14 protein-coding genes and 1 pseudogene are annotated in these 13,613 nt (G+C 56.7%); 11 read left to right on the top strand and 4 right to left on the bottom strand.

What is annotated here, in order from left to right; translation table 11 throughout:
• Positions 1 to 121: 121 nt before the first annotated feature.
• From ABK249_RS31325 to ABK249_RS31295, 7 genes are all read left to right on the top strand, one after another.
• On the top strand, positions 122 to 982 hold the full coding sequence (locus tag ABK249_RS31325; protein ID WP_227705496.1) for an alpha/beta fold hydrolase: 861 nt from the start codon (positions 122 to 124) through the stop codon (positions 980 to 982).
• A 198-nt stretch (positions 983 to 1,180) separates the two neighbouring features.
• A complete protein-coding gene (locus ABK249_RS31320; protein ID WP_227705497.1) occupies positions 1,181 to 1,390 on the top strand; it encodes a hypothetical protein in 210 nt (69 codons plus the stop codon).
• A gap of 31 nt (positions 1,391 to 1,421) precedes the next feature.
• A complete protein-coding gene (locus ABK249_RS31315; protein ID WP_227705498.1) occupies positions 1,422 to 2,369 on the top strand; it encodes a LysR family transcriptional regulator in 948 nt (315 codons plus the stop codon).
• A 106-nt stretch (positions 2,370 to 2,475) separates the two neighbouring features.
• The gene (locus tag ABK249_RS31310) at positions 2,476 to 3,348 is read left to right on the top strand and encodes a glycine betaine ABC transporter substrate-binding protein (RefSeq protein ID WP_227705499.1); all 873 of its coding nucleotides are present in this window, start codon (positions 2,476 to 2,478) and stop codon (positions 3,346 to 3,348) included.
• A gap of 67 nt (positions 3,349 to 3,415) precedes the next feature.
• A complete protein-coding gene (locus tag ABK249_RS31305) occupies positions 3,416 to 3,997 on the top strand; it encodes an ABC transporter permease (RefSeq protein ID WP_227705500.1) in 582 nt (193 codons plus the stop codon).
• 7 nt (positions 3,998 to 4,004) lie between these two features.
• Positions 4,005 to 4,643 carry an ABC transporter permease gene (locus tag ABK249_RS31300; protein ID WP_227705501.1) on the top strand — a complete coding sequence of 213 codons (639 nt, stop codon included), beginning with the start codon at positions 4,005 to 4,007 and terminating at the stop codon, positions 4,641 to 4,643.
• The gene (locus ABK249_RS31295; protein ID WP_227705502.1) at positions 4,640 to 5,572 is read left to right on the top strand and encodes an ABC transporter ATP-binding protein; all 933 of its coding nucleotides are present in this window, start codon (positions 4,640 to 4,642) and stop codon (positions 5,570 to 5,572) included. Before ABK249_RS31300 ends, ABK249_RS31295 begins: the two co-directional genes overlap by 4 nt.
• Positions 5,573 to 5,862: 290 nt before the next feature.
• Here the strand turns inward: ABK249_RS31295 and ABK249_RS31290 are convergent, their stop codons facing one another.
• A complete protein-coding gene (locus ABK249_RS31290; RefSeq protein WP_227705503.1) occupies positions 5,863 to 6,588 on the bottom strand; it encodes an SDR family NAD(P)-dependent oxidoreductase in 726 nt (241 codons plus the stop codon).
• A 254-nt stretch (positions 6,589 to 6,842) separates the two neighbouring features.
• Here ABK249_RS31290 and ABK249_RS31285 point away from each other — a divergent pair, with 254 nt between their 5' ends.
• Entirely contained in the window at positions 6,843 to 7,745 is a 903-nt protein-coding gene (locus ABK249_RS31285; protein ID WP_227705504.1) for a LysR family transcriptional regulator, read from the top strand.
• 404 nt (positions 7,746 to 8,149) lie between these two features.
• Here ABK249_RS31285 and ABK249_RS31280 read toward each other — a convergent pair whose 3' ends face one another.
• Positions 8,150 to 8,593, bottom strand: a complete 444-nt coding sequence (locus tag ABK249_RS31280) for a hypothetical protein (protein WP_227705505.1) — start codon at positions 8,591 to 8,593, stop codon at positions 8,150 to 8,152.
• A gap of 103 nt (positions 8,594 to 8,696) precedes the next feature.
• Positions 8,697 to 9,452, bottom strand: coding sequence for a hypothetical protein (locus ABK249_RS31275; RefSeq protein WP_227705506.1), 756 nt, complete (start codon positions 9,450 to 9,452; stop codon positions 8,697 to 8,699).
• On the opposite strand from ABK249_RS31275, the gene ABK249_RS31270 reads away from it, so the two are divergent.
• Complete coding sequence (locus ABK249_RS31270) at positions 9,427 to 9,648, top strand: hypothetical protein (RefSeq protein ID WP_227705507.1); 222 nt, start codon at positions 9,427 to 9,429, stop codon at positions 9,646 to 9,648. The two genes, ABK249_RS31275 and ABK249_RS31270, sit on opposite strands and share 26 nt — an antisense overlap.
• Before the next feature lie 519 nt (positions 9,649 to 10,167).
• Here ABK249_RS31270 and ABK249_RS31265 read toward each other — a convergent pair.
• Complete coding sequence (locus ABK249_RS31265; protein ID WP_348864798.1) at positions 10,168 to 12,042, bottom strand: Z1 domain-containing protein; 1,875 nt, start codon at positions 12,040 to 12,042, stop codon at positions 10,168 to 10,170.
• Positions 12,043 to 12,115: 73 nt separating this feature from the next.
• On the opposite strand from ABK249_RS31265, the gene ABK249_RS31260 reads away from it, so the two are divergent.
• Together ABK249_RS31260 and ABK249_RS31255 are read left to right on the top strand one after the other, a co-directional pair.
• Entirely contained in the window at positions 12,116 to 13,093 is a 978-nt protein-coding gene (locus ABK249_RS31260; RefSeq protein ID WP_348864797.1) for a type II restriction endonuclease, read from the top strand.
• A gap of 312 nt (positions 13,094 to 13,405) precedes the next feature.
• Positions 13,406 to 13,613 (top strand): annotated as a pseudogene (locus ABK249_RS31255) (hypothetical protein); the annotation flags it as partial.

Raw genomic sequence — 13,613 nt, 5'->3', positions numbered from 1 at the left:
AAGTTCGCCACGCGTCTTGCAGTAATTAATGCGTAACCGCTTAAAAACATGTTGACCAGTTAGCTTATCCGTTGTAACCCTTAAAATGTTATTGGACAGGTTACAACGGAAGGATGAACCGATGACGAGGGTGCGTTTCCATAAAGTCGACGTCGACGGCTTGGGTGTCTTTTACCGCGAGGCGGGGGATCGGTCGAAACCGACGATCCTGCTGCTTCACGGCTTTCCAAGTGCCGGTCACATGTTTCGTGATCTCATTCCGGCGCTGGCTGACACGTTTCATCTCGTCGCCCCGGATCTGCCGGGCTTCGGCCAGACCGATTTGCGCCCGCACGGAGACTTTACCTACTCGTTCGATAACCTCGCCAAGGTCATCGACCGCTTCACCGAGGTGATCGGTCTGACGCGCTTTGCCATCTACGTGTTCGATTATGGCGCGCCGACTGGCTTTCGCATCGCATCGTGGCATCCGGATCGCATCACCGGCATTATCTCTCAGAACGGAAACGCCTATGAAGAAGGCCTAAGCGAGGGCTGGAACCCGATCAGGGACTACTGGAACGAGCCGTCGCAGGCCAACCGGGATGTGCTGAAGGCGTTTCTCGCGCCGGAGACTACGATTTGGCAGTATACCCACGGCGTTCCTGACGTGACGCTGGTTTCGCCGGACGGCCATAGCCTGGATAACTATTACCTGACGCGAGACGGCGCCGCGGATGCGCAACTTGACCTCTTTGGCGATTATAAGAGCAACTTAGCGCTCTATCCGGAATTTCAAAAATACTTCCGCACGAACAAGCCGCGTTTCCTGGCAGTGTGGGGCAGAAACGATCCGTTCTTCCTCCCGCCCGGCGCCGAGGCGTTCAAGCGCGACATCCCGAATGCAGACATTCGGTTCTTCGATACCGGACATTTTGCCCTCGAGACGCACTGCGATGAAATCGCGACCGCGATCAAGGGCGTTTTCGCTGCCGGTGAATGAGGCCCATGGCGTCAGGCAACTTGAGCCATGCCCACGGCATGCCCCGTAACGACCCTAGTGGTGGCTGCGCGGGGCGTAACGCGGTCCTGAAAGCCAAGAGAAACCGAAACCTGCTCGACCTTCTAACCTCTTTGCCGGCCTTGGCCGACAGACCGTGCGGCGACAGGAAAAAGCGAGCCTGATGAGGAGTTCAAGCTCATGCGTAAATCCGGAGGCGCGCAGGCGCCCATGACGAGAATGACCGTCGGCATGATCGTAGTTCCGAGTATGGCTGTCGAGGATACGACCGCGCACAGCCCCGGTGCGGCGCCTACTGACGGTGGTCGCGAGGCGATGGCGGCAATTGGGCAGGTTATTCGCATCGTTTTCGGTGCGTTGGCCGCCTGGTCAGATAGTAACGGCAAATGATGCGGTGTGCCCCTGGGACGGGTGAAATGCCATGAACGTTCAAAATCACGCGATTCCGCCGCTGCACGACGTCGACATCCGGCTGTTGCGGATATTCAAATGCGTAGTCGAATGCGGCGGGTTGTCGGCGGCCGAATACACGCTGGGCATTGGACGGTCAGCAATCAGCAAGCACCTTTCGGATTTGGAGGCCCGCCTGACGGTGAGATTGTGCGAACGCGGCCGCTCCGGGTTTAGTATAACGTCCTATGGCGAGACCGTGTATCGCGCGACGATCGAACTTCTCGATGCGCTGGATTTGTTTCGCGCGCAGATTTCGACGGCGAAGGGCACGCTGACAGGCTCGATCGACATTTGCATCATGCACGGCGTTTATCTCGAAGACGGCAACCCATTGGCGCAGGCGCTCGGGAAGTTTGCGGATCGCCCCGGTTGCGTGACGCTGAATGTCAGGAGCGCAAGCTCGGAGGAGGCGGAGGAGGCGGTCGCAACGCGCCGTGCCAATGTCGCGGTGACCTGTTCCAATAGTGGGTTGGCAGGGCTCTCATATCGGCCGGTTGGAATGCATCGTTTTGCTCTTTATGCCGCCGCTCGACACACGCTCGCGCAGACGCCGGAGGAAGCGAAGGCGACGGACCTTGCGGACCTCGATGTCGTGGCACGTGCGTATCTTCGGCGGGAGCAACGGCTGCTGCGCGGTGGGCGGTCTACTGCGATTGCGAACGATCTGGAAGCAGGCCTCGAACTCATCTTGAGCGGTCGCTTCGTCGGTATTCTTCCCGAACATCTCGCAAAGCCGTGGGTAGCGACCGGCCAGTTGGTCAGGTTGTCAACGCCGGTTGTGCCTGACGAGGAAGCCACCTTTATCGTGTACCGCTCGAAATCGAGGAACCTGCCGGTGATACAGACGATCGCCGAGGACATCGTGAAGGCGTATACGAGAGCGAAGACCCACATTGGCGCCGCCGGTGGCAAATAGCGCGTCATTTGTTGCATATGACGGAAACAGATGTTTGCCTGCTCTACATCTCTCCGTCGCGGCTGATCTCTAGATGTAAAATCGAACGACAGCCGGAGGAAAACAGATGGAACTTCGAATTGCAGGCGTAGCATTGGCGCTCACACTATCGCTGTTCGGTGAGGCAAACGCTGCGACCATTAAAATCGGCAGCAAAAACTTTACTGAGCAATTTGTCGTAGCCGAAATCTACGCGCAGGCTCTCGAGAAGGCCGGCTTCACTGTGGAACGCCATCTCAACCTCGGAGCCACCGCGATCGCTCAAGCTGCCCTGGTGCATGGCGATATCGACCTGTACCCCGAATATACCGGCACTGCGATGGCCTCCGTTGTCAAAGGCGATTTGACGGGGTCGGCGGAGAAGATCTTTGGAGACGTGAAGGCCTTCTATGAAGCGAAATTTCAGCTGACTTGGCTGACACCCACGAATGTCAACAATGGTTACGCGATGATCGTGAAGCCGGATTTAGCGGAAAAGTTCAAGTTGAAGACTCTGTCTGATTTGAGCGCCGTGTCGAAGGAACTGGTTTTTGGTGCAGAGGCTGGCTATTCGAACCGCGCCGACGGACTGCCCGGTCTGAAAAAAGCCTACAACATCGAATTCAGGGAATTCAAAAATTTTGCGAGCCCGAATTTCCGATATACAGCGCTGCTGGCAGGCAATATCGACGTGTCGATCGGCTTCGGTACCGACTGGCAAATCGCCGATAAGCAACTGGTCGTTCTCGATGACGACAAGCATCTTTGGCCACCCTACTATCTCGCTCCCGTCGTTCGTCAGGATGTAATCGCGAAGAACCCGCAGCTTGCTGAGGTCCTGAACAAGGTCAGCCCGCTGCTGACGAGCGAAAATATGCGGGCGCTGAACGCGGAGGTCGATCGCGACAAAGAAGAACCGGCCGATGTCGCCAAGGAATTTCTTGTTAGGCTCGGTTTGTAGGTTCCGTCCGATCTGAAAGGGGAAGGCCGGCTTGAACTGGGCACCGAAGCACGTCGACGAGATTTTAATGGCCATCGGCCAACACCTTCTCCTCTCCGTGAGCTCGACGCTTGCGGCCCTTATCCTGGCGGTTCTGGTTGGCGCAATGACGGTCAGCCGCCCGCGACTGCACGCAGCCGTCATGGCGATTGCCAATCTGATCTATGTGATCCCGAGCCTGGCGATGTTCGCCATTCTTATTCCGCTCGTCGGCCTCGGTTTCAGGCCCGCGTTCATAAGCCTTTCCGCCTACGCCTTCCTGATCATCCTGCGCAATGTCGAGACGGGGTTCAGGAGCGCTCCAAGAGAGATTCTGGATGCGGCGGATGGCATGGGCTACAGTCGGCGCCAGCGCTTGTTGCGGGTCGAATTTCCGCTTGCCCTGCCCTTGATCATGTCAGGCTTTCGTCTGGCCCTGGTCACCTCGATCGGTGTGGCGACGATTGCCGCGTTCATCGGCGGCGGAGGGCTCGGAACGATCATCCTCATCGGAGTCAATCAAGAGCATATGGAGAAGATCCTCGTTGGCTCGCTGTTGACTGCGCTGATAGCTCTCGCCTGCGACATCGGTCTTTCGTTTGCTGAGCGCATGCTCTTGCCTTGGAGATAGGAAGTTGATGCAGCAATTGACCGATTGGATCGTTCAGCATGATCGCGAGTTTCTGACGGCGCTCGGCCGGCATGTGTCCATGTCGGTTCTCTCGCTGGCAATTGCTTTCCTGATCGGGTTAGCCCTCGCAGCGGCCGTTGTGGGCCGGCCGAAGATTGCGTTTGTTGTCATCAACGTCGCTTCGGGCCTGAGAACATTTCCGAGCCTGGCGGTGCTGGCCCTCACGGTACCGGTGATGGGAATTGGGGTGGTGCCCGCAATCATCGCGCTGACGGTCCTCGCCCTGCCGGCCATTCTCCTCAATGGCTATGTTGGCCTGCGGGACGCCGATCCGGACGCGGTCGATGCGGCAGTCGCGCTGGGTATGCGATGGCACCAAGTTATGAGGAAGGTCAGGTTGCCGCTGGCGGCCCCGGCGATCTTCGCTGGCGGCCAGACGGCTACCATTCAAGTGATCTCTGGCGCTACGCTTGCGCCCTTCATCGGTGCGGGCGGGCTCGGCGACTATATTGTCACGGGCATCGGCACGCTTGATGTGCCGACACTTCTCATTGGTGCGATTCCAATCGCGATACTGGCGCTCGGCGCCGAGCTGCTTCTCAGCAGTTTGGAGCGGAAGTATTTCGCCAGGGAGCATCTGCCGTGATCAGGCTGGAGCACGTCACAAAAAAATATGACCAGCGGGGGCGTCCTTCGGTCGACGATCTGACGCTCCACGTTGCGGAGGGAACGACCATGGCACTGATCGGGCCATCGGGGTCCGGAAAGACCACGGTTCTGCGCATGATCAACCGGCTGATTGAGCCGAGCAGCGGCGTTATCATCGTTGACGGCAAGGAGATCGCCAACGTGGATCCAGTGATCCTCCGGCGACATATCGGATACGTGATCCAGAACGTCGGATTGTTCCCCCACCTGACGGTCGACGAGAACATCGCGGCCGTGCCGCGCTTGCTTGGTTGGGACGAGGGGAAAATCCGGCAGCGCACGGAAGAACTTCTCCATCTCGTGGGGCTTGACGCAGCCCAGATCGCTAGACGTTACCCCAAACATTTGTCGGGGGGGCAACGACAGCGGATTGGCGTGGCGCGCGCGCTGGCGGCAGATCCGCCGATCCTTTTGATGGACGAACCTTTTGGGGCGATCGATCCGATCGCACGAGGCCGCATCCAGAATGAATTTAAAGAGATTCTCGCGCATGTTCGTAAGACCGTGGTGATCGTGACGCACGATATCGATGAGGCGTTGAAGCTCGGAGATACGATTGCCCTGATGCGTGATGGCCAGGTCATCCAGCACGATACTCCCAACGTGATACTTCAGCAGCCCGCCGACACGTTCGTGACGGATTTTATCGGAGCGGATCACGCGTTGCGTAGGCTGGAGCTCTTTACCGTCAGCGAGGTAATGATGCTGGGTGAAATCGGGAACGCGATCGCCACGATCAGTCGCGACGCAACCCTGCACCAGGCGCTTTCGAAGATGATTGCTTTGAAGATCGATCGGGTCATGGTGACAGATGCCTCTCACGTCGCTATCGGCACGATCACGCGCGACGCGATCCTCGCCATCTGAGCGTCGAGTTCAACCGCCATGGGCTGAGATGTGAAGCCATCCTCGCACGAGCCTTCTTGGCCTCCCTCAGTTTCAATCAAGCGTTTCGGACCCGGGTCAGCGCCAATTCCCCGGTGTCCACGACCGGCTAGGCTCGTAGCCCACCCGGAGGTGTTTTGATCTCCGTCGTACTCCCTGCTGAGACAATAAGGCTCCGCATGCAGCCTTATCGTTGCCAGGCATTTCATTGGGATCTGAATGGAGCGAACCGCGCAGCAACCGCGCGGATTCCATGTTTAGTACAGTTCGGACTACCAGCGGCCGAGATGCGCGCCGCCGTCTATGTTGAGTGTTTCGCCGGTGACCCGCGGGGCTTCAGTTAGAAACACCACTGCATCCACGATTTCTTCGGCCGTCGATATGCCATCAATCGGCGAAAGCGTCCTCAAGAACTGGACCGGATTGTCTTTCTGCAGTGGCGTGTCGACGATGCCCGGAGCCACTGTATTCACACGGATTTTTTCATTGGCATATTCCATCGCGAGGTTCTTAGACATCGCCTCGATGCCTCCCTTCGTTGCCATCGCCAAGGAGATGTTCAACCCGGCTATCGGGTGATGCACATAGGGGGTGGTGATGCTGACGATGCTGCCACCGGCGCCCTGACGGAGCATCTGGCGCACCACCTGCTGAGTCATATGGATGAAACCTTCGACGTTTGTCGCGGAAAGTCTCCTGTAGTCGTCGAGCGTGTAGTCCAGGAAGGGCTTGGTGAAGAAAATGCCAGCATTGTTGACAAGAGCATCGATGGAGTGGAAACGCTTGACAGCGGTGTCGACGACCTTGACCGACGTCGTCGGATCTACGATGTCGCCATCGACGAGAGCCAGACGCTCCGACTGCGCGATCTCTTTCGATTGACTGACCTGCCTAGATGTCGCGACGACATTATAGCCACGTGAATGAAAACCGTTGGCAAGAGCGGCGCCAATACCTTGTGAGGCGCCCGTGATAATAACCGTCTTATTCTTTTCCATCGTTTTGAATCCTGTCCGTTGAGCCGTTGGCCTTGGTTGAAGCACGGTGATGCGGCGCCAGAACTCGGACATGCGTAAGCAGTCCGCGCCTGATGTCTCTCACATCAATCTTGGGTTGAGCCTGGCGAAACTTGACACCTTGCGTCTTCTGTCAACGCCGGTTGCTGTTCGACAAGATGAATATGACAGATCCGGACAACGGCGATTAGATGGAAAAATATGGAAACTCTTTTGCATTCATGCAAAAATGAAGCGTGACCGATTTGAATGATATCGCGATCTTCGTTATGGTCGCGCAGATGGAGAGCTTCAGCCACGCGGCAGCTGCCTTGGGCATGCCGGTTTCGACCGTTAGCCGCCGCGTCAGCCGATTGGAAGAACGGCTGCAGACGGCACTAATACATCGGACGACCCGGAAACTCAGCCTGACGACGCAGGGGCGAGCTTACTTCACAGAGTGTAGCGGCCCCTTGGGTCACCTCCACGAGGCCGAGAGAGTTCTGGTTGAGACACAGCGGAAACCGGAAGGTTTGCTGAAGATCACGGTCCCCGTCGTGCTCGGGCATGAGGCTTTTTATGAATTCGTGTCATCATTTCTGTTTAGATACGAGGATATTCAAATTGATCTTGCGGTGACGAACGCGTTTCTCGATCTGGTCGCTGAAAATGTCGACGTCGCGATCCGCTTCGGTGAAATGATCGATTCAACGATCGTTTCGCAGCGCATCGGCACAAATGTTCGCTATTTGGTTGCTTCTCCCGACTATCTGCGGGGGAGGACTATCCCAATGAGACCGGAAGACTTGAGCCAGCATCGCTGCATTGTGCTGAACGGCCGCAATAACGAAGCCGAGTGGCATCTTGTCAGGGGCAAGAAAGAGGTGAAAGTGCAAGTCAGAGGCCCGGTCTCCGGACGCGATCTGCAGACACTGAGCGCCTTCACCTACAAAGGCCATGGCATTGGTTTTCTTCCGACCAATTATTGCGAAGAGCACATCAGGCGCGGCTCACTTGTTCGTTTGTTATCCGACTGGGCGTCGCCTGAGATCGCTGTTCAAGCTGTTTATCCAAGCCGTCGTTTCCTTCCGGCGAAAACGCAGATGTTCTTGGCTGCATTGAAGGCGTGGAAGAACCCGTTATGGTTGCCATTGCGATGAAAATCTAACGTTCCTATCTTCGGGGCAGCGTGCTGGTTCTTTGGTTTTTGACAATTAGACGGACTTTGCCTGGCGCATCGACGCAGCGATGGTCGGTGACGTCACCGGAAGGCTTCCTGCACAGCCGGGCTATGTATTCATCTGCGGCTTGAACAGTTTCGTCGAAGCTGCTGTGGACGGCGCGCTCGCCGCCGGCTTGGATACGACTTCAATCAAGACGGAACGGTACGGGGCTTAGGTTGGCGGTCATTTGGTCCACTCGGGGGACAGCCGACGAGACCCGTAGACGATGGCGCTCACCACGAGCCGGTCGTCAACCTTCGGAAGGCTATGCGGCAGCGGAGATGCCGCGATATTCATGCCATCTGGCGCCCACTCAGCGGAACGGGAGACGAGTTGCTATACTAATCAACCTCTTCGACAACGAGTTTCCTCCCATTGAACTGGAGGCTCTCGCCTGCTCTTAGGCCCTCAATCTCCGCGTAGATCGGCGCCTTAGTTGAAATTCCCATCACGTCGCGCCCATCGCAGGAGAATTTCCCCGTGGAGACGGCGATAACAAAATGATGACCGGAGAGCTTGATGAGCGCTCCCTCTTCGACCCTCGACTTGGGCCCGAAATCGATCATACCCAACTTGGCGATCTTGTCTGTGTGGTCGTGAACGGTGTCGTCTAGGGCCTCGGACAGATCGCTTGCCATCTTGGCTTGAGCCTGTTCGTCATTTTCGATGGGCTCGCTCCGGTCGAGCAGCGCGCTGGCGACATAGTCCAGGTATTTCTCCCTTGCGCTTTGGAGCGCGCTCGTTTCCAGCGATAGCATTGCTTCCCGAATAATGTGTTTGTCCATTTTCACCTCCTCGCGGCTGCCTTTCTGGCCCGCCAATATCCGTGACCTGGCGTCTTGTTACTATTCTTCGATTGATTCACGACCATGGGATTCTTTCGTTCGCTCAATCATTATCCGGCGTGTCGGCGTTTTGATAAGGTATGCGGGCAAGCCGAGAATCGCGGAGGATAGCGGTGACGAGCCAGACATATTGCTGCTCGGCGGTGTCGAAACCCAGGACGGAGAAGGACTGCGCAAAGGGGCAGGGAGGGAAGTCAGGAAAGCCGATCCGCAAAACGAAGCGGTCTGGATCTTTTTCGAACTCGCTCTTATAGACTTTCCGAAGTCCGTAGCGACTTGGCACATCCTCTTCACCTTTGAGAGTCTCTCGCGGCGCTGTCTTGAGGCGCGCGAAAAGCTCTTTTGAGCACTCCTGATCCAACAAGTCGAAAGGATCGATCAGAAGTCCCTTGTTGCGGGTGCTACGGTCGGAGATCGCATAGATATTTGTCCCGTCACCAGCGTCAGGATTGCTTCCGAATCGCACGGAAGCATCAACACATATGTCGCTAACTAGGACAGGCTCGTCCACGGAGAGGTCGTAGAGTTGCCGGTCCTTGATCCGGTACTCGCGGCTGTAGCCGCGTTTAACCAGTTCGGATACAGTGCCGACAACATCATCAGCCTCTAAGATCATCTCGACCTCCAAAATGCATTTTAGTTCGTTTGTTTTAAAATGCACGACAACGCGATTCATAGCAAGGTGCTGTTGGATCGGATCGCCGAAGATAGGGGGCCGCCATGGCACGTCACAGCGAAAATTTCCCTGGCTCGGCTTCACTTTCACGAAAACCATGTTCAACGACACGATGCGGGTCATCAAGGAGACACGCAAAGAGCTGTTTCACAGCAACCCGATCAAGGACCGCAAAAAGATCGTCGACGCCTGCGAGCGGATCCTGAATGGACTGCAGTTCCACCTCGGCGACTACGACCATGATGTTGGGATCGCGCAATACGTGCGCGTGCCGGCGACCGTCGCCGGGGCGCAGCGCCACGTCATTCCGGCGCGCTGACGGACGGGATGCGTTTCCGTCTTGGGCCTGAGGCCTAGCTCAAGGCGGGTGGATCCCTGTGGTTCAAGATGAAGTCAAACGACGCAGAGGAAATCTTAAGGCTGTGATTACAATGGCCTTTTTCGCGCAGTGCGGCACATAGGTTCATATCCGTTCAAGAGCACATTGGTCTTGCCCCTAGTTGGCATTTCTCACCGAGGAGCAGCGACGCTGTCTGCGCTTTCGATTTTATAAAATGGGAAGTAAACATACGCACACTGCCTCCGGAAAGAGGATCTTCATAGACGTCTGCGTGACGGCAAAAAGGCCGAGAAGTTCCAATGATTTTGAGTAGTGCGAAGGAAATATTCGACATCAAGCAAGGCGTGATGATCAGCAAGCGAAACCTCTTTGATGTAATCCAGTTCTCGAAAGTCGCTGAATCCCCCTACTACGATGGAACGGACTTCGTTATCGGCAACACGCCACAACAGGGGATAAACTGGATCAGGTCGGGAGAGAAAACCCGTGCGGTTATCATCAAAACCCGTCCTGGCTCATATGAGCACGATGGCTGCCGATTACAGCGACGGTCCAGCTGGTGAGTTCTCTTTCGAGGTTCATCCGGGTGATGAACTCGGCAAGCAAAACACTGTTCACCTTGTAGGCATCAGGATGGGTCCTGTATGCGTTCAGGAAATCAATGACCTTTGCTGCGGGAACGTCATTCCAGAGGCGACCTTTCCATCGTTGTGTACTGTCACCACGCTGTCGGACGGGGTCATTCTCGCCAGTCCCGAGCTGGCGCACCAGGCTGGCTGTCGCGTCCAGATTTCGTTGCAAGACGCCATTCTCGGAAAAAAGCGATACGGTTTCAGAAACTTGCCCACTGAACGACAGCATGAGGCTTCGCGCTGCCCGCATTTTGAGCCTCGATGTTACAAGCAGCACCGGGTGGGACTGGACCTTAAGCCCGTAGTCCCGCGGTGTCGAACCTGCTGCTGCCATCAGATCGAACTCCTCCCGCAACTCTTCCGCCGCGTCCGCAATGTGTCCGAACCAGTCAGCAAGTTCATCGGTCGTATACAGTCGGCACAGGTCGATATAGCCCGGCCGATACCCGAACCATCTGCCCATCTGCATAAGAGTGTCATACATCTTGGAGGTGCGCAGAAAGTAACTTGTGCAAAGGCCTTCAAGAGTGAGACCTCGGGACAACTTGTCTCCACCGATCGCGATTACCTTCAGACCTTGACCCTGCTGATCGGCATAATCCAGCGCGTCCTTCGCTGTCCCGTTGATCATTCTGACGTCGACGTCGGCGATGATCCGGGTGACCATCTCCAGTACCTCGGACCATTCGGGGAGGCTGGCGTCGTCCGCGAAAACCGGAAATTCTGACTGTGCTGTGGCGCTTGTCGGCACGAAGTCCGAGAGCCAGAGTTTCTCAAGGCGACCAACAGCCGTTTCGTGGCCGATCCGACGGACAAGACGCTGCTTCAGCTTGGAAACGTAGTTTTCGACCTTTTCGTGGACGTGTTTCTGGACAGAAGTAAATCGCGTCACATGGACAAGCATCGAGGAATGGGCATCGCCCTGACCCCTCAGATCACGGACGGCACAGGCAATGAGGAACGAGTCAATTGCCTGTTCAAGTGTCAACGGCAGGCCACTTTCGCGGTCTGTCAGGGGCACGTAGCCATTCTTGTGTGTGTGCGGCATCCAGCCGCCCTTGCCGTCTTCGCCGGTGTGATCTGCAACGGGCCGGAACAGGGGCAGCCCTGCTGTCCGCCCCGACGTCGACTGCAAGCCGAAGATCTGTGCCGGGCCGACATAACTCGAAGGTGCCGCCAGGTTTACGATGAAGGCCGACGGGAAAAGATCTGGGCCTTCCTCTTTGGTTTGTCCTCTTTCGTGAATAAAAATGTTTGCGAACGGCGTCGCGGTGTATCCGACATACGCCGAGCGCGTGAACGTATGCAGGATCTTGCGGGTAAGACTGTTGATGGCGGTCGGCTGGTGCTCCTCGTCGGGCGCTCCGTCTTCCCCGAATACCTGCTCTCCCGTATCGACCGAAGCGTGATCGGCTTCGTCATCGATCAGGAGGAGTGGCAGCCGTTGCACAATCCTGCGTCCGTTCTCATCCTGTCCATCTGCGACGTGATGCCGAATCCAGCCGAGCAGGCGCTCCAGAACCGTCTTGTTTTTCTTGATGACGAACAACCAGGGGCGCTGTTCGGGCGTGATCCCGAGGGTATTGGCCCGCGCGGTGCTGAAGTCGCCGTTATTGGTCCGGTTGGTAACGTAGTTGGGACGGATGGATGGATCCCGGTCGATAAGGCCAACGCCGATCTCACGGATATCATCGGCGATCGGTCGGGTTTCATAACCGAGAAAACCTTCATCGAGGCGCATCTGGGTCTGGGATCTGAGATTGTTGTGGAGGCCGGCGAGTACGATAATGATCTTGTAGCCTGCGTCGGCCGCCTTGCAGACACCGGAGTATCACCTCTACTATTCCTCAAACGCCGTCACCGAGCTGATGCAGCCTGGCGACATGCTGTTTCTGGCTTTGCAACAAGATGGCTCGATCCTCGTCGTTGTAACGCCCTCTGCTACAATCCAGAACCAGCTCATCTGGTTATTTGCGCTGGAGGAGCAGCCTGAATTCGCCTTCACATTCCAGGAGATCGATGGCGCACATAACGCCGAACTCGATTTTGCAGCGCGCTATATTCTTGATGAGCTGGGGATCGAGCCGGAGGAGCCTGAAGCCGATCGGCTCGATAGCCTCATCGAACGCTTCGGTCTCGACTTCCCGAAAACACGCGTGTTTTCGGAGCTTGCGCGGACATCGATGCCGGAGGTTTCGGCTGCAGATAATCCGGACCTCGCGCTGATCTCATGGATGGATCGCGAGGAGCAGCTTTTCAAAAGGTTGGAACGGCGTATCGTCGCCGCACGTATTGGCAGCGGCTTTGGTGCGGCTGGCGACGCTGACGTTGAAGGATTTCTGGCGTTTTCGTTGAGCGTACAGAACCGACGAAAGGCGCGGGCGGGACAGGCCCTCGAAAATCATCTTGAGGCAGTTTTTGCCGCCCAGCAGATTCGATACGTTCGGGGCGCGGAGACAGAAAACCGGAACAAGCCCGATTTTCTGTTCCCGGGGCAGAATGAGTATCGTGATCCGCTTTATCCGGACGCACGGCTGACCATGCTCGGTGCCAAGTCGACGCTGAAAGATCGCTGGCGCCAGGTTCTGTCGGAGGCTCTCCGGATCCGGGAAAAACACCTTCTTACCCTTGAGCCCGGGATATCAGAAAACCAGACTGACGAGATGCAGGCCAAGAAGCTACAGCTCGTCGTGCCGAAGCGGTTGCATAATACCTATCGACTGACGCAGCAGGCGTGGCTGATGGATGTTGCCGACTTTATCTCTGTGGTGCGATCTCGTCAGGAGACCTGATCAACTCTTCCAAGAGCTGGGCTTGGGAACGTCTAATCCACATAACAGGCCTCCGGCAGCTGTTCGCTCAAGCCTAAACCTTCTTCCGCCGGGTTGTCCCGGACTAATCGTCGCCGGAACTGCTGGCTTGGTGGCCTCCGCTTTGCGGTGGCGTGGCAGGCCACTGGGTGACTGTGGTCGTGAACGCTATAAGCTCTTGCGGTTTATAATATTTCGATGACCCCCTGATTTTGGGGGTTGCGATTTTGGGGGCGGGGCATTCTAGGATGGGTTGTGTTTTGATTACGTTCTGATTCGCATTCGAGGGGGCTCATGCGAGATAGTCGGGTAAGGTTTGCGGCTTTGGCCGCCACGGTATCGCTTTGCGTTTTGTCGGGTGGGGTGACGGGAGCAGTGCTGCTGGATGGGATGTTCGGCGGTGTTGCGTTTGCCGGCGAACAGGGGCCGGCGGGCGGCGGCTTCGGCAGTGGCGGGAGTGGCTTCGGCAACGGTGGTCTCGGCGGGAGTTCCGTGGAGGCGG

The sequence above is a fragment of the Neorhizobium phenanthreniclasticum genome, from assembly GCF_040066075.1.
Lineage (GTDB): Bacteria > Pseudomonadota > Alphaproteobacteria > Rhizobiales > Rhizobiaceae > Neorhizobium > Neorhizobium petrolearium.
This window is presented reverse-complemented; position numbering and strand designations above follow the sequence as displayed.